Raw genomic sequence first — 16,288 nt, forward strand, 5'->3', positions numbered from 1 at the left:
CTCAGGTCGTCGGCAGCGAGGTGCACGAGCGGCCAGCCACGGTGGCATTGTCGAACGCGGCGTAGCTCGAGTTGCAGGTCCAGCCCGCATACCAGTTGTCCGCCGCGTCACGCACCGCGCCGATCCAGGTCGTCGTATCGAAGAAGGCGTTGATCGTCTTCGGGTCGATCGCGGTGACGGCGGTCTCGTTTGCGCCGTTGACGAACAGCGACGCCAGCGAGTTCACGAAGCTGTCGTTGTTGTTGTTCGCACCCGAACCGAAGGCCGTGGCGACCTGCGTCGCGTTGTAGGTGCCGGTGCCGATATATTTGGTGGCATTGCACTGGAGCACCACCGAGCGTGCGGTGAGCGTCGCCGGGGTGGTACCCGAGCCGTTCATGCGCAGGCACTCGTTGTTCGGCGTGATCACCAGGCCGTTGACCAGCGTCAGGTCGGCATTGCCGCGCAGCAGGATCGAAGCCTGGTCGTTGGCGTCGTTGTTGCTGCTCGACTGCGACTGCAGGGCGGTGAAGTTCGCAACCGTCGTGACCTGGCGCGGCGTATCCGCCTCGTTGCCGTTGCTGTCGACCTCCATCAGCGCGTCGCCCGCGCCGGTCCGCTGGACCAGCAGCACGTACTGGAACAGGCCCTGCAGACCGGTGTCGATGTCGAGACTGTCGTCGTCGGCGCCCGTCGCGATGTAGTGCTTGAAGCGGACCGAGCCGCCGAAGAACTCCATGCCGTCGTCGGAGCTGTTGTGGCTCTGGACATAGTCGAGCGTGGTGCCCGTGCCCACGCCTTCGGCGGTCAGCGCCTGCAGTTCGACGTTCGCACCCAGGACATAGCCCGAATAACGGATCTGCACATATTTCAGCGAACCGGCGTTGTAGCTGTCATCGGTACCGCCGAACGTCGCCGGATCGGCCGAACCTTCGGTCTGGCGCTCGCAGGTGTTGGCCGCCGTCGAGCCGCTGCCGCAATCGGTGACGCGCGCACGGCCCATCAGCACCACGCCGCCCCACTGGCCGAAGGTCGTGTCCGACACGGCACCGGTCACGTTGTCACGGCTGGTGAAGATGATCGGCTGGGAAGCGGTGCCGTTCGCGATGAGCTTGTTGCCGCGGTTGACGGCAAGCCACGAGGTACCGGTGCCACCGTAGAGGATGACGCCCGGCTCGATCGTCAGCGTCACGTTGGTGTCCGCGGTCAGCTGGCCGGAGGTGAGCGTGAAGCCGTTGGCGGCGGTGCAGCCGACGGTCGTGCTGGTGAGCGGCGCGCCCGAGGTCGGCGCGGTGAAACCGCTGTCGCAGCCGACATCGACGCGGCCCTTCATCTGATAGAGCACGCCGGCGAGCTTCGGAAGCGTGACGCTGCGCGAGAGGATCGACGGCAGCGTGCAGACGCGCCAGGTCCCGGTCGGGCCGCTGATCGTGCCCTCGTCGGTCAGCCCCTTCGGGTCGGCGATCGTCGGGCATCCCCCGGCAGGCGTGACCAGCGTCGCGGTCGGCGTCGGCGTCGGGCTCGGCGCCGGCGTCGGCGCGGGGTTGTTGATGATCACGTTGCCGCCGGTGCCCGGCGAAGCGATGTCGTTCGCGCCGTCGCATGCCGAAAGCGCAAGCCCTGCGCTGCTCGTCATGAGGATAAGGGCAAGGCGTTTGAAGCTGGCCATAATGTCTCCGTTCCGGCGGACGCCGGTTCTTTTGCGCGAATGCGATTCGGTGCGGGATCGACTCGGCAATTCCCCGTCGGCCGCATTGCGGCGCTAGGCGGGGGACATGACTCCAACATGGGAGTACGAAGACAATTCGGAGACTCAGATATTACAGTTCAAATACAGCCTAACCCTGTGATTTCCCGGCAACAGGATCGTTCAAAATCCTGCCGTCAGGATCACGCCGATGCAGACCGTCACGCCCGCAATCGCCTGGCGGATGCTCAATGCCTCCCGGAACAGCCGATGCCCGGCCACCGCGGCGATCGGCATCTCGACGACGCCCAACGACCGCACCGCCGCCGCCGGCGCCAGGTTGAGCGCGAAGAACCAGCCCGACGAGGCCAACGCCCCGAACAGCCCGGCGCCGAGCGATCCGCGCCACCCGGCAATCACCGCGCGCAGCGCCGCGGGATCGCGCCACAGCAAGAAGGTGACCAGCCCGATCGTCTGCACCGCCTGCACGAGCGTGACGCTGGTCATCGCCGCGAAGAACGGATGTGCCGGCTCCAGTGCCAGGCCAGCATGGCGGAAGCCGTTGAGCGCCAGCCCGAACAACAGGCCCGACACTGTTCCGAACACGAGGCCCGGGAGCAGCCGCCCTTCCCCGCCGACATCACGCGGCCATACCAGCACCGCCAGCCCTGCGGTCGTCACCGCCACCCCGATCCAGCCAAGCGGGCTGAGCGTGTCGCCGAACACCAGCAGACCGGCGAGCGCCGCCAGCGGTACCGAACTCTGCTGGAGCGCGGTGCCGACCGCGAAGCCGGCATGGTGCATCGCCTGGAGCAGCGCGGCGGTCGCGAGCACCTGCGCCAGCGCGCCAAGCAGCGCCGGCCACCAGAAGGTCCAGCCGAGATGTGGATGGAGATGGCCCGGCCCGGCCACGGCGATGGCGCCCAGCATCAGCGCGGTCGAGAAGGGCAAGCCGAACAGGAAGCGCACGAGCGTCGCGCCCCACGGCCCGCTGGACGCCATCATCCCGCGCTGGAAGGCGTTGCGCGCCACCTGGAAGGCCGCCGCCGCGACCGTCGCCCCTGCCCACAGCATCGAAACCGCCTCCTTCCGCACCCGCGCGCGGCAGTCGAAGAACCGGCCATGGGCTATCCCGCCGCGCCTATCGCGCGCAGGTGGGGGGAGCAACGAAAAAGCCCGCCGAACCTGGGGTCCGACGGGCTTCTCTACATGGTGGGCGCGGCTGGGATTGAACCAGCGACCCCTGCGGTGTGAACACAGTGCTCTACCACTGAGCTACGCGCCCATTGGCCTGTGGGTGAAACCCTGCGGCCGAAACGGGAAGCGGGCCTTTACGGTGCCGATCCAGGCCTGTCCAGCCCTGTTTCGCACCCCGCCGGCATTTTTCGGTGCTTAGTTCACCGAATCCTTCAGCACCTTGCCCGGCTTGAACTTGGGCTGGTTCGATGCCTTGATGGTCATCTCTTCGCCGGTGCGCGGGTTGCGGCCGGTCGATGCCTTGCGCTTGCTGACCGAGAAGGTGCCGAAGCCCACGAGGCGGACTTCGTCGCCCTTCTTGAGCGCGCCGGTGATCACGTCGAACACCGCTTCGACGGCCTTTACCGCGTCGCCCTTGGCCAGGCCCGATACATCCGCGACCTGACCGATCAGCTCTTGCTTGTTCATGCTGGTGCAAACCCCCTGATATTGTGCGGGATACCGCGTTGAATTGGATTGGATAGCCGAATGAGTCGCGGCGGCTGCGCTGGCGTGCGAGTCAGCACGGGCGAGCCGCCGGAGTCAAAGTCTTTCGGCGCGAATTGCGTCAGAAAAGTTACGTCATGTCAATGATGCAAAGCATCTCCGATCGCCGGCAGGCCGGCGGGCGGCTGGGTAGCGAGATCATCGGCATCCGACCAGTCGATAGCAGTAAGCGGCTCGGTCAGCGCGAGGCGCAAAACCTCATCCACGTGCGAAACCGGGACAATCTCCAGCCCTTCGCGGATATTGGCGGGAATCTCGGCGAGGTCCTTTTCGTTCTCCTCCGGGATCAGCACCATCTTGATGCCGCCGCGCAGCGCCGCCAGCAGCTTCTCCTTGAGGCCGCCGATCGGCAGCACGCGCCCGCGCAACGTCACTTCGCCGGTCATCGCGATGTCCTTGCGAACGGCGACACCAGTGAGCGTCGAGACGATCGAAGTGACCAGGCCGATACCCGCCGACGGACCATCCTTCGGCACCGCGCCTTCGGGCAAGTGGACGTGGATGTCCTTGCGCGCGAACAGGCTCGGCTTGATGCCGTAGCTCGGGCTGCGCGCGCGGACGAAGCTGAACGCGGCTTCCACCGATTCCTTCATCACGTCGCCCAGCTTGCCGGTCGTCTTGATCGCGCCCTTGCCGGGCACGGTGACGCTCTCGATCGTCAGCAGCTCGCCGCCCACTTCGGTCCAGGCCAGGCCGGTGACCGCACCGATCTGGTGCTCCTCCTCGCCCACGCCGAAGCGATACTTCCGCACGCCGGCAAAGTCGGCCAGGTTCTCGGGGGTGATGGTGACCTGGGTCTCCTTGCCCTCGAGGATCTTGCGCAGGCTCTTGCGGGCGAGCTTGGCGATCTCGCGCTCCAGCGTGCGCACGCCGGCTTCACGGGTATAATAGCGGATCAGGTCGCGCAGGCCTTCGTTGGTAAGGACGAACTCGCCGTCCTTCAGGCCATGCGCGTCGACCTGCTTGACAACCAGATGGCGCTCGGCGATCTCGACCTTCTCGTCCTCGGTATACCCCTCGAGCCGGATGATCTCCATGCGGTCGAGCAGCGGCTGCGGCAGGTTCAGCGAGTTGGCCGTGCAGACGAACATCACGTCCGAAAGATCGATGTCGATCTCCAGATAATGGTCGTTGAACTTGCTGTTCTGCTCGGGATCCAGCACCTCGAGCAGCGCCGAGGCGGGATCGCCGCGGAAATCCTGGCCCAGCTTGTCGATCTCGTCGAGCAGGAACAGCGGGTTCGAGGTGCCGGCCTTTTTGAGGTTCGACACGATCTTGCCCGGCAGCGAGCCGATATAGGTGCGGCGATGGCCGCGGATCTCGGCCTCGTCGCGCACGCCGCCCAGCGACTGGCGGATGAACTCGCGGCCGGTCGCCTTGGCGATGCTCTTGCCCAGGCTGGTCTTGCCCACGCCCGGCGGGCCGACGAGGCACAGGATCGGCCCCTTCAACTTGTTGGTGCGCGCCTGGACCGCGAGATATTCGACGATCCGGTCCTTCACCTTCTCCAGGGCGTAATGATCCTGGTCGAGCACGCCCTGCGCCTCGGCGATGTCCTTCTTCAGCTTGGACTTCTTGCCCCAGGGCAGGCCCAGCAGCACGTCGAGATAGTTGCGCACGACGGTGGCCTCGGCCGACATCGGCGCCATCGTCTTGAGCTTCTTCAGCTCGCCCTGCGCCTTGGCGCGCGCTTCCTTCGAAAGCTTGAGCGTGGCGATCTTCTGGGTGAGTTCGGCAACCTCGTCGCCCTCGCCCTCTTCGCCCTCATTGCCCAGCTCGCGCTGGATCGCCTTGAGCTGCTCGTTGAGATAGTACTCGCGCTGCGTCTTCTCCATCTGGCGCTTGACGCGGCTGCGGATCTTCTTCTCGACCTGCAGCACGCCCAGCTCGCCTTCCATGAAGGCGAACACCATCTCGAGACGCTTCTGGGGATCGTTTTCGACGAGCAGCGACTGCTTGTCGGCGACCTTCACCGAGATATTGGCGGCGACCGCGTCGGCAAGGCGCGACGGATCCTCCAGCTCGCCCAGCTGCACCGCGGTCTCGGCCGGCAGCTTGCGGTTGAGCTTGGCGTAATTCTCGAACTGCTCGACGACCGAGCGCATCAGCGCCTTGAGCTCGGCGCTCAGCTCGACCGCAGCTTCCTCGAGCGACTCGTCACCCTCCGCGACGGGTTCGACATGCGCGGTGAGATAGGCGCCGGTCTCCTCGATCGCGGTCAGGCTGCCGCGCTCCTTGCCGGCAACCAGCACGCGCACGGTGCCGTCGGGCAGCTTGAGCAGCTGGAGCACTTCGGCGGAAACGCCGGTATCGTAGAGATCCTCGCGGCCGGGATCGTCCTCGGCCGGATCGAGCTGCGCGACGAGGAAAATCTCCTTGTCGTCAGCCATCGCCGCTTCCAGCGCCGCGACCGACTTATCACGGCCGACGAACAGCGGCACGATCATGTGCGGGAAGACGACGATGTCGCGAAGCGGCAGGACGGGATAGGACTGCTTCATGAAAACTCCGGGTCTGCCCCGTGAAGGGGCACCATAGGGCTTATATATGGGGCCTGGAACGATCGCATCAATCGCGTGGCCGCATTAACCCAGATTGCGGTGGAAAACTCCAGCCCCGCCCGGCGTTGTCACGGCTCTCGCGTCGCAGCGCGGCATCGCTATCATGGCATACGCTGTCGATTCGCGCGTGGAACGGGACGGCAGGCCTTTTGGGGGACGCATTGAAGATTTCGACATTTGCGACGGCCATGGCCGCGCTCGCTGCGACAATGGGGCAGGCACAGGCGCAGAAGCGGGGCGAACCGCCGATCACCCCGACGACGCAAGCCTCGGGAGGCGCGATCGCGCCGGAGCGCGCAGCGCTGCGGCTCGAACATGCCGATCTCGCGATCGAGGTGCTGCCGGCCAGCTATGCCCTGCACGGCACCGCGACGCTCACCTTGCGGACCAGCGCGCCGCAGCGCGAACTGCAGATCGACCTCGACCGCAACCTGCCGGTCAGTGCGGTCAAGATCGACGGCAAACCGCTGGCGACTGGGCAGTGGCGCAACCCCGAAGGCCGGATGTTCATCACCCTGCCCCGCCCGCTGAAGGCCGGCGACACGGTCGTCGCCGAGATCGCTTATGGCGGCACGCCGCACGTGGCGGTGCGCGCGCCCTGGGACGACGGCCTCGTCTGGGCGACCACGCCCGGCGACAAGAAGCCCTGGATCGCCACCACCGCAGAGGGCTATGGCTGCGACCTGTTCTGGCCGTGCCTCGATTTCCCGCAGGGCGAGCCCGCGCTGGTTGACCTCCACATCACCGTGCCCGCCGGGCTCAAGGCCCCCTCCAACGGGAAGTTGCTGCGAGCGGAGACGCTCGCCGACGGCCGCACCACCTGGCACTGGCGGGCGAAGAGCCCCAATCCCTATGACGTGGCGCTCAACATCGGCCCCTATCAGGAGCTGACCGCCACCTATAAGAGCCGCTTCGGCAACAGCTTCCCGCTGCACTATTGGTATCTGCCCGGCCGCGAGGCCAAGGCCAAGGCGCTGTTCGCCGAGTTCGCGCCCACGGTCGATTTCTACGAGAGCATGATCGGCCCCTTCCCCTGGGGCGACGAGAAGCTCGGCGTGGTCGAGACGCCGCACATGGGCATGGAGCACCAGACGATCAACGCGTACGGTAACAACTACCGCAAGACGCCGTCGGGCTTCGACGAGATCTTCCAGCATGAGCTCGGCCATGAATGGTTCGGCAACCAGCTGACCGCCGCCAACTGGGACGATTACTGGCTGCACGAGGGCTACACCCAGTACATGCAGCCGCTCTACGGCCAGTGGCGCGAGGGCGATGCCCGCTATGCCGCGATGATGGACCAGTATCGCCTCGCCATCCGCAACAAGGCGCCGATCGTCTCGGGCAAGATCCGCACCGAGGAAGAGGTGTATGAGGAAGACAAGGGCGGCCCCGGCCAGGACATCTACTATAAGGGCGCCTGGGTCCTCCACACGCTCCGCTACCTGATCGGCGACGACCGGTTCTTCGAGGTGACCCGGCGCATCGTCTATGGCCGTCCGGACCCCAAGCCGGGCAACTTCACCCCGCGCTTCGGCACCACGCCCGAATATATCGGCATCGTGAAGCAGGTTACCGGCCAGGACCTGCAATGGTTCTTCGACGCCTATCTCTACCAGGCCGACCTGCCCGAGCTGGTCAGCGAACGCACCGGCGATCGGCTGACGCTGCGCTGGAAGACAAGCGGCGACCGCCCCTTCCCGCTCCCCGTCGATGTGTCGATGGACGGCACGCTGCAGAAGGTGGCGATGCCGGGCGGCACCGCAACGCTTACCGTGCCAGCGGGTGCGCATGTGGTGCTCGATCCAAACGCACATATCCTCCGCCGCTCGGAAGCGGTGGAAGCACTCCAGCGCTGGGCGAAGGACCGATGATCGCGATCGTGGCGCCCGCGCCGATCGGCGTGCCGGCACTCGCCGCGCTGCTGATCGGGCTAGCAGGCTTCGTCGCCGCACTGCTGTACGTCCGCTTCCGCCGATATCGCCGCGGGGAGGCGGGCGCGCAGGTTAGCAGCCGATCGGGCCATGGCATCTGGCTGCAGGGCGCCGGCTTCTTCCTGGTCGCCTCCGGGCCGCTGCGACCCACGCTGCAGGCCGCGTCGGCGGCGTCTGTCGGTCAGGCAGTCGTCGTGGCGGTGCTCGTCGGCGCCTGTATCGGCCTGTTCCTGTCCGCGGCAACGGCGATGGGCAGCAACTGGAGCTTCGCCGCGCGAACCCGGCAGGACCATGATCTCGTGACCTGGGGACCCTTCGCCACCATCCGGCACCCGATCTATACGGGCCTGTTCGCGATGCTGCTGGCGATGGCGACCGCCTTCGGCCATTGGCGCGGGCTGATCCTGGGACTGCCGCTGTTCGCGTGGGGCACCTGGATCCGCGTCGTGGAAGAGGAAGCACTGCTGCACGCTCGGTTCGGGCGCCAATATGAGGCCTATGCCGCCCGCGTGAAGCGCTTCCTGCCCCGCCTCTTCTAACCCGCCCCGCAAGGCAAGCCGGCATGCCCGGCTTGCATCGACAGCCGGCCTCTGCAACCTTTCGGGCCGCACCAAGAGATGCACACGACCTGCTGGGGTGAGGAATGAGACTGTTTTGCGGCCTGATGCTGGGGGCCAGCCTGATGCTCGCCGCGCTGCCGGCCAGCGCACAGGAAGATCTGCGCGTCGACGGCGACTGGACGCACACCGCCAGCGGCATGGTGTTCCCGGAACGGCTCGGCAATGCACTGCGCACGCGCATCCACAGCTATGATGCCGAGCAGCTCGACGTCAGCGCCGGCTATTCGCTGCGGCGCGGCGGCGAGCTCGGTTTCGTGACGCTCTACGTCTACCCCGCCGCACCCGGTCAGGATTGTGCGGCGTCGTTCGCCGAGATCGAGCGCAACGTCGCCAGGAGCTATGCCGATGTGAAGCTGGCGTCGAAAGACCGGTGGCCCTCCCCCTCCGGCGCCACGCCCGACATCGCCTATCACGCCCGCTTCACCATGACCGGAACGCTGGACGGCAAGGAGCAACCCTTGACCTCCGAAAGCTATCTGTTCTGCCCCGCCGGCGGCACCTGGCTGGTGGCGGCGCGCGGAAGCTGGTCGCGCTCGGCAAAGCTCGAGGACGCATTTGCCGAGCTGCTGCACGGTCTGGACTGGCCGGTGCAACTGGACGACGCTGGCGCGACGCCTCCGCCCCAGAAATAGGATTTGCTCGGCCAGTCCTTCTCGTCCGCGATCGGCTTCGCAGGCGTTAAAGCGGCCGATATTGTCTCATAATCGCACAGCATTCTTTTATATGTGAGGAATTTGTCCAGCAAAAATAACTTCTTGGCGTTGTGAGATCATGTCCCCATCCCTTAAAGCCCGATCGGTGGGCCGGGCTCCGGCCTGCTCGAACAGGGGGGATACAATGATGAAACCAGCGCAAAGAGGGTCGCCCGAGCGCATCTATGGCATGGACGTTTGGCGTGGCGCACTATTGACCGCGGGCCTGATCGTTCATTGCGCCGCGCTTTCGGACATCACCGCGTTCAACATGATCGAAGACGCATCCCATCTGTGCAGGATGGAGGCATTCTTCACGATTTCGGGCTTCTTCGCCGCGCTGACGATCGGCAAGGCGGAGCCCGCCGACTGGATTCGACACCGGCTGGTGATGCTGCTGGTGCCATTGGCCGTGGGGCTCGCCGCGGCGGTGCCGCTGTCGCACCTCCTGATCGCCGATCTCGCGAAGCAGCCCGGCTTCATGGGGGACTATCTCCCCTGGCAGCCCAGCGACTGGCACATGCATATGTGGTTCCTGATCGCGCTTGCGCTCTACGTACCGCTTACCTTTGCGCTGCAGGCCCAGGACCGGCGGGTCGAGGCGTTCGGGCGCTTCGCCGCGCGACGCCCGCTTTCGACCGTCGCCGCGCTCTGGTTGGCAGGACTTGGCGCGTCGCTGGCGATATGGGCAGCGGGCAAGGCCCTGCACGTGATAGGATTGCAGTCCATCGCCTTCCTGCTGCGCCAGACCACCTATTTCTGCTTCTTCTATGCGCTGGGCCACGCCGCGTTCCGGGTCCAGGCGGTGCGTGATCTGCTCCTGTCCCCGCCCCGCGCGGTCTATGCGATCGCGGTGCTGCTGGCGATCCTTGATCTCGCGGCGGTCGCAGTGATCGCCGACGGCAAGCTGCGCATGCTGATCTTCTTCGTCGCGCGGCCGATCGTCGGTTTTGCTGTGACCTCGCTGGTGTTCCGAAGCGCCTTCTCGCTGCGGCACTGCCACAAGTGGCAGGCGGACCTGTCGAACGCCAGCTACACCATCTATCTGCTGCACGTACCCGCGATCCTCGGGCTGCTGTGGCTGCTCTACCCCACCGGCATCGGGCCCTGGCAGGCGATGGCCGTCATCGCACCGGTCGCGCTGCTGATCCTGTATTATTTCCACCTGCTGGTCGTGCGCCGATCCAGCCTGTTGCTGCTGCTGCTGAACGGCCGGCGGAAGGCGACGCGCAAGACGGTGACGGCACGCTGACAAAAAGAAAGCGCGCGGGCTTCGTGACCCGCGCGCTTTCTGTTCGATAGTCCGTTCGACGGATCAGGCGGCGCTGCCGGCCTTTTCCTTCTTGGCGTAGATGCGGACCGGCTCCTTGCGGCCCTCGACCACATCCTTGTCGACCACCACTTCGTCGACGCCGTCCATGCTGGGCAGGTCGAACATCGTGTCGAGCAGGATGCCTTCGAGGATCGAGCGGAGACCGCGGGCGCCCGTCTTGCGCTCGATCGCCTTCTTCGACACCGCGGTGAGCGCGTCGTCGGTGAAGCCGAGCTTGACCGCCTCCATGTCGAACAGCTTCTGATACTGCTTGACCAGGGCGTTCTTCGGCTCGGTCAGGATCTTGATCAGCGCCTCGACGTCCAGGTCTTCCAGCGTCGCGATCACCGGCAGACGGCCGACGAATTCGGGGATCAGGCCGAACTTGAGCAGATCCTCCGGCTCGGTCTGACGGAGCAGTTCGCCGGTGCGGCGCTCGTCCGGTGCGGCGACATGCGCGCCGAAGCCGATCGACTTGCCCTGCAGGCGATCGCCGATGATCTTCTCGAGGCCCGAGAAAGCGCCGCCGCAGATGAACAGGATATTGGTCGTGTCCACCTGCAGGAATTCCTGCTGCGGGTGCTTGCGGCCGCCCTGCGGCGGAACGCTCGCGGTGGTGCCTTCCATCAGCTTGAGCAGCGCCTGCTGCACGCCCTCGCCCGACACGTCGCGGGTGATCGACGGATTCTCGGCCTTCCGGCTGATCTTGTCGATTTCGTCGATGTAGACGATGCCGCGCTGCGCCCGCTCGACATTATAGTCGGAGGCCTGGAGCAGCTTGAGGATGATGTTCTCCACGTCCTCGCCGACATAGCCGGCTTCGGTGAGCGTGGTGGCATCGGCCATGGTGAACGGCACGTCGAGGATGCGCGCCAGCGTCTGCGCCAGCAGCGTCTTGCCGCAGCCGGTGGGGCCGACGAGCAGGATGTTCGACTTGGCGAGCTCGACATCGGCACCCTTGGCGCCGTGGTTCAGCCGCTTGTAGTGGTTGTGCACCGCGACCGAGAGAACGCGCTTCGCCTTCTTCTGGCCGATGACATAGTCGTCCAGCACGTCGCAGATTTCCTGCGGCGAGGGGACGCCTCCGTCCTTCTTGGACACCAGCGAGGACTTGGTTTCCTCACGGATGATGTCGTTGCACAGCTCGACGCACTCATCGCAGATGAACACGGTCGGGCCGGCGATGAGCTTGCGCACCTCGTGCTGGCTCTTGCCGCAGAAGGAGCAATAGAGCGTGCTCTTCGAGTCACCGCCGCTGAGCTTGGTCATTCAATCCATCCTTCGCGCCTCGGGCGCGTAACGCTCGCCTGCCATCCTACACGCAGGCGAAATTCCGGCAATCCATAAATCGCCCCGCCCGCCTGACGTTCCATGCACCGGGAATCGTCAGGCGACCGAGGATAGGGATATAGTGTTAATTTGCCGCTGCCGCATCCTCGCTCGGCACCGGGCGCTTCTCGTACACCTCGTCGACGATGCCGAAGGCCTTGGCTTCCTCGGCCTCGAAGAACGAGTCGCGGTCCATCGTCGTCTCGATCTTCTCAATCGGCTGGCCGGTGTACTTCGAATAGAGCGCGTTCATGCGCGCGCGGATTCGCAGGATTTCCTTGGCCTGGATCTCGATGTCCGACGCCATGCCCTGCGCACCGCCCGAGGGCTGGTGGAGCATGATGCGGGCGTTGGTCAGCGCCACGCGCAGGCCCGGCTCGCCCGACGCCAGCAGGAACGAGCCCATCGACGCCGCCTGGCCGATGCACACCGTGCCGACGCGCGGACGGATATACTGCATCGTGTCGTGGATCGCCATGCCCGCCGTGACGACGCCGCCCGGCGAGTTGATGTACATCCAGATGTCCTTCTTCGGATTTTCCGATTCGAGGAACAGCAGCTGGGCGGTGATCAGCGAGGCCATGTGGTCTTCGACCTGGCCGGTGACGAACACGATCCGCTCCCGCAGCAGGCGCGAATAGATGTCGAAGCTGCGCTCGCCGCGGCTCGACTGCTCGATGACGATGGGAACGAGTGCGCCAGTAACGGGATCGATGGTCATCTGACCGGAAAGCGGATGCATGTGGGATGATCTCGTGGTTGTTGTATTGCCCGCGACTACATCGGCGCTCCGGCTGCCCAGCGCAAGAGGGGCTTTGCCGGAGGACCGGGCTCAGGCCGATTGCAGCGCGTGGGCCCCTTGCCGAGCCCGAGCGATGCGCTCGAGAACCTCCGGCGCCGTAGCGAAGGCCTGCAGCGCAGCCGCAAGGGACGGCATGCGCTGACTGGCGAGCGGCACATGACGGGGACGTGGGGCCTTCCAGCCGAGCGTGGTACCGGGGACCGCATCGACAAGCCGGGCTGGCAGATCGCAGGCTTCGGCTAGCGCCGTAGCGAAGTTCGCCCAGTGCACCGCCCCCTGGTTGGCGAGGTGCAGGATGCCGCAGGTCCCGTCGATCAGCGCGTCGAGCACTGCGGTGCACAGGTCCGGCACATAGGCGGGCGACACGACCTGATCGTCGGCAGCAGAAAACCGTCGCCCGGCCGCCAGCGCCTCGACGACATGGACCGCGAAATTGTGCTGGTCCCAGGGCGAGAAGAACGCGGCCGTCCGCGCGACCAGGTGGCGTCCGGGCAGACCACCGATCGCCGCCTCCATCGCCGCCTTGCTGCGGCCATAGGCGCCGAGCGGCGCGCAGGGATCAGCTTCCGTGTAGGGGCGATGCAGCGCGCCGTCGAACACCAGGTCGCTGGAGAAGCTGACGGTCGCGATGTCGCGCTCGGACGCGGCGATCGCGAGTTCGGTCGCGCCGAGGCAGTTGGCGGCGAAACACCCCGCCTCGTCGTCCTCGGCATCGTCGACGCGCACCCAGCCCGCGGCATTGATCACCGCCCAGGGCTGATGCGTGTCGAGCGCGGCGGCGATCGAGGCGCTGTCGCCAAGGTCCAGCATCGTGCGGTCGGTGAGCACATAGGCAAGTCCGCGGATGTCGCAGGTGCGGGCGAGTGCCTGGCCCAGCGTGCCGGTGGCGCCTGCGATCAGCAAGGGGGGACGGGATGCGACGCCCCGCCCGGAGCGCGTGCGGGGCTCGGGATGCGGCCGGGGATGATGCGTCACGCGCAGATCGCGCTGCCACCACCCTTCGCCGTTCAGCGCGGGGTGGTCGTGCCCTTCTCCCTGCGCCAGCGCCTGTAGCAGCGGCACCATCGCCGTGGGCCGGGGTTCGCCACCGCGGGCATCGAACACGCCCGGCTCGTAGATGCCCGGCTCCGTCAGCAGGGTGTTCCAACCAGACGCGCCGAACAGCGACCAGGCGGTCACCGCCTCCACTTGAACGCCTGCCGCGCGGGCCGTCTCGGCATCTTCCCAGGCATCCCGCATCCAGCGCATCTGCTCCTCGCGGGTGCAGCCGTTATGGACCTCGGTGATCGCGATCGGGATGCGGTAGCGCGCCCAGGCCTCGGCCAGCGCGTTGGCAAGTCCGTCCAGCGCCGGATCGAGCACCCGCACCGCCTCGGTATCGACATAGGCGATGCTGCCGTTGCCGCCGCGCATCGCCGGAGGGTACGCCGAGACATGCTCGTCGAGGAACCGGTCGCTGGTCAGATAGTGGTTGATGCCGATCACATCGGGCGGACAGGCCGCCTCGGCGAGTGCCTCCAACTTGTCGGCAAGGCCGAAGCCGGCCAGCCGCTCCCATAGGGCATGGCCGGGGACGACGCGGCCGCACAGCAGGTCCCACCCCATCCAGCGCCGCGCATTGTCATAGGCAACCTGCGCCTGGGTGGCGGGCGTGCCATAGGTCTTGCCGAGATCGTCGGTCTGGATCAACCGCGCATTCGGCCGCACCGCCCGTACTGCCTGCATCGCACAGGCCACGCCCTCGATCTGGTGCACCAGCGCTCGCCAGAAGCTGCCCTCCTCACGGGCGTGCGGATACCAGTGGCCGTAGAGCGCCGCAAAGCGCGCGGTGGTCAGCGGTTCGTTGACCGGCGTCCAGTCGGCGATCCAGGGGTAGCGCTCGGCCACCCGCGCGGCATAGTCGCCGAGCTTTCTGCCGAAATCAGGGTCGAGCAGGTCGGTGCGTCGCGGACCGCTGCCATGATGGACCAGCCCGGCGATCGGCCGCATGCCGAGATCGCGCACCCGCGCCAGTCGGCTGTCGCTCCACGCCCAGTCGCAGTTCGCGGGATCGTCGGGGCAGACCCGCTCCCACAATATGGGGAAGCGCAGCGCCTTCACGCCGAGTGCCGCGATCCGATCCAGATCCTCCAGCCGATCATGATGGCCGGTCTCGATCGCCTGATCGCGGAACGTATCGCCGACGCGATTGACGGTGCACTCGGCACCGCCCCACAGCTCGAGTGGTGTCATGGATGCCCCCCTTGACCGCAACGGGCGCCGGACGTGGTCCACGACCAACCTAGGTTAGGCCGGAAGCTCGGCTCGTCGCAAAAACACCCGAACAGCCTCCGAAGAAGCGCGTAGCGGGTACATCCGAAATTCACTTCCCCGCCTATAAAAACAACATGGTTAGTAACGGTTATGGGCAGATCCCGGCGATGCCGGCGGCGGAGTGTGGAACAATGGTCGGGCGCTGGACAGAAGCAGAGGCGAAGGCGTGGTACGCGCAGCAGCCCTGGGTGATGGGCTGCAACTTCACCCCCTCGAACGCGATCAACCAGCTCGAGATGTGGCAGGCGGCCACCTTCGACATCGCGGCAATCCGCGCCGAACTGGCGCTGGCGGCCGATGTCGGCATGAATGCGGTGCGCGTGTATCTGCACGATCTGCTCTGGGCCGAGGATCCGGACGGCTTTCTCGACCGCATCGACACGCTGCTGGCGGCGGCGGACGGCTATGGCATCCGGGTGATGCTGGTGCTGTTCGATTCCTGCTGGCATCCCGATCCCGCGCTGGGGCCGCAGCCAGCGCCCAAGCCGGGCGTGCACAATTCGGGCTGGGTGCAATCGCCGGGCATTCCCGCGCTCCGCGATCCCGCCCAACGGCCGCGGCTCGAAGCCTATATCAAGGGCGTGGTCGGCCGCTTCCGCACCGATCGCCGCGTCCTCGCCTGGGATATTTGGAACGAGCCGGACAACGGGCCCGAGGTCTCGCTGTGCGATGCGGGTGAGCTGGGCGCCAAGGCCGATCTGGTCCTGCCGCTGCTGGTCGACGCGTTCAGCTGGGCGCGCAGCATGCGCCCCGTCCAGCCGCTCACCAGCGGCATCTGGCTGGGCAACTGGTCTTCGCCCGAGCTGCTCACCCCGCTGCAACAGGCGCAGACCGGCCTGTCCGACATGATTTCGTTCCACAATTACGGGACGGCTGAGGATTTCGCGCAGCGGATCGACTGGCTGAGCGTGTTCGACCGGCCGATCTGGTGCACCGAATTCATGGCGCGCCCGGCGGGCAGCACCTTCGAGGCGATCCTGCCGGTCGCCAAGGCCCGCCATGTCGGCGCCTTCTGCTGGGGTCTGGTGCGCGGCAAGACGCAGACCCACCTGCCCTGGGCGGCGTGGGAAAACCCGAATCTCGCGGGGCTGAAGGACAAGTGGTTCCATGACATCTTCGATGTCGGCGGCGTCCCCTATGACGACACCGAGGTCGAGTTCCTCCGTCTGTTGCGCACGATCGACGACAAGGCGCCGCACTGGCCGATCATCGAGGTCGAGGCGGGGAAAAATGGCTCCGCTGAAGCCGGAGATGCTGCAAAGGCGGCGTAAGGGCTTCTCCTCTTCCGCTTCTCATCCCCCTCTCGCCTGTGGGAG

The 16,288-nt window shown here is 66.2% G+C and carries 12 protein-coding genes and 1 tRNA gene; 5 read left to right on the plus strand and 8 right to left on the minus strand.

Annotated elements, in window-relative coordinates; genetic code table 11:
- Window position 1: 1 nt before the first annotated feature.
- The 5 genes from BM009_RS09500 to lon all read right to left on the minus strand — a co-directional run bounded on the left by BM009_RS09500 (window position 2) and on the right by lon (window position 5,910).
- Entirely contained in the window at window positions 2–1,648 is a 1,647-nt protein-coding gene (locus BM009_RS09500; protein ID WP_093295637.1) for a hypothetical protein, read from the minus strand.
- A 201-nt stretch (window positions 1,649–1,849) separates the two neighbouring features.
- Window positions 1,850–2,740 carry a DMT family transporter gene (locus tag BM009_RS09505; protein ID WP_093295639.1) on the minus strand — a complete coding sequence of 297 codons (891 nt, stop codon included), beginning with the start codon at window positions 2,738–2,740 and terminating at the stop codon, window positions 1,850–1,852.
- 136 nt (window positions 2,741–2,876) lie between these two features.
- Window positions 2,877–2,951, minus strand: a tRNA-Val gene (locus BM009_RS09510).
- A 107-nt stretch (window positions 2,952–3,058) separates the two neighbouring features.
- A complete protein-coding gene (locus BM009_RS09515) occupies window positions 3,059–3,331 on the minus strand; it encodes an HU family DNA-binding protein (protein WP_064311555.1) in 273 nt (90 codons plus the stop codon).
- 158 nt (window positions 3,332–3,489) lie between these two features.
- Window positions 3,490–5,910, minus strand: a complete 2,421-nt coding sequence (lon, locus tag BM009_RS09520; RefSeq protein ID WP_093295641.1) for an endopeptidase La — start codon at window positions 5,908–5,910, stop codon at window positions 3,490–3,492.
- Window positions 5,911–6,158: 248 nt separating this feature from the next.
- Between lon and BM009_RS09525 the strand changes: the two genes are divergently transcribed.
- The 4 genes from BM009_RS09525 (at window position 6,159) to BM009_RS09540 (ending at window position 10,468) form a co-directional block, all read left to right on the plus strand.
- On the plus strand, window positions 6,159–7,844 hold the full coding sequence (locus tag BM009_RS09525; RefSeq protein WP_093295643.1) for a M1 family metallopeptidase: 1,686 nt from the start codon (window positions 6,159–6,161) through the stop codon (window positions 7,842–7,844).
- A complete protein-coding gene (locus tag BM009_RS09530) occupies window positions 7,841–8,443 on the plus strand; it encodes a methyltransferase family protein (protein ID WP_093295644.1) in 603 nt (200 codons plus the stop codon). The genes BM009_RS09525 and BM009_RS09530 overlap by 4 nt, the downstream gene beginning before the upstream one ends.
- A gap of 104 nt (window positions 8,444–8,547) precedes the next feature.
- Entirely contained in the window at window positions 8,548–9,156 is a 609-nt protein-coding gene (locus BM009_RS09535) for a hypothetical protein (RefSeq protein WP_139216583.1), read from the plus strand.
- A 205-nt stretch (window positions 9,157–9,361) separates the two neighbouring features.
- On the plus strand, window positions 9,362–10,468 hold the full coding sequence (locus BM009_RS09540) for an acyltransferase family protein (RefSeq protein ID WP_139216584.1): 1,107 nt from the start codon (window positions 9,362–9,364) through the stop codon (window positions 10,466–10,468).
- A gap of 63 nt (window positions 10,469–10,531) precedes the next feature.
- Here BM009_RS09540 and clpX read toward each other — a convergent pair whose 3' ends face one another.
- The 3 genes from clpX to BM009_RS09555 form a co-directional block, all read right to left on the minus strand.
- Window positions 10,532–11,797, minus strand: coding sequence for an ATP-dependent Clp protease ATP-binding subunit ClpX (clpX, locus tag BM009_RS09545; protein ID WP_064311561.1), 1,266 nt, complete (start codon window positions 11,795–11,797; stop codon window positions 10,532–10,534).
- A 145-nt stretch (window positions 11,798–11,942) separates the two neighbouring features.
- Window positions 11,943–12,599: an ATP-dependent Clp protease proteolytic subunit gene (locus tag BM009_RS09550; protein ID WP_084579678.1), complete on the minus strand. Its 657-nt coding sequence runs from the start codon at window positions 12,597–12,599 to the stop codon at window positions 11,943–11,945.
- A 90-nt stretch (window positions 12,600–12,689) separates the two neighbouring features.
- Window positions 12,690–14,891: a family 1 glycosylhydrolase gene (locus tag BM009_RS09555; protein ID WP_093295648.1), complete on the minus strand. Its 2,202-nt coding sequence runs from the start codon at window positions 14,889–14,891 to the stop codon at window positions 12,690–12,692.
- 155 nt (window positions 14,892–15,046) lie between these two features.
- Between BM009_RS09555 and BM009_RS09560 the strand changes: the two genes are divergently transcribed.
- Window positions 15,047–16,243: a cellulase family glycosylhydrolase gene (locus tag BM009_RS09560; protein WP_254772214.1), complete on the plus strand. Its 1,197-nt coding sequence runs from the start codon at window positions 15,047–15,049 to the stop codon at window positions 16,241–16,243.
- Window positions 16,244–16,288 lie beyond the last annotated feature (45 nt).

The sequence above is a fragment of the Sphingomonas sp. NFR04 genome (assembly GCF_900114095.1).
GTDB lineage: Bacteria > Pseudomonadota > Alphaproteobacteria > Sphingomonadales > Sphingomonadaceae > Sphingomonas.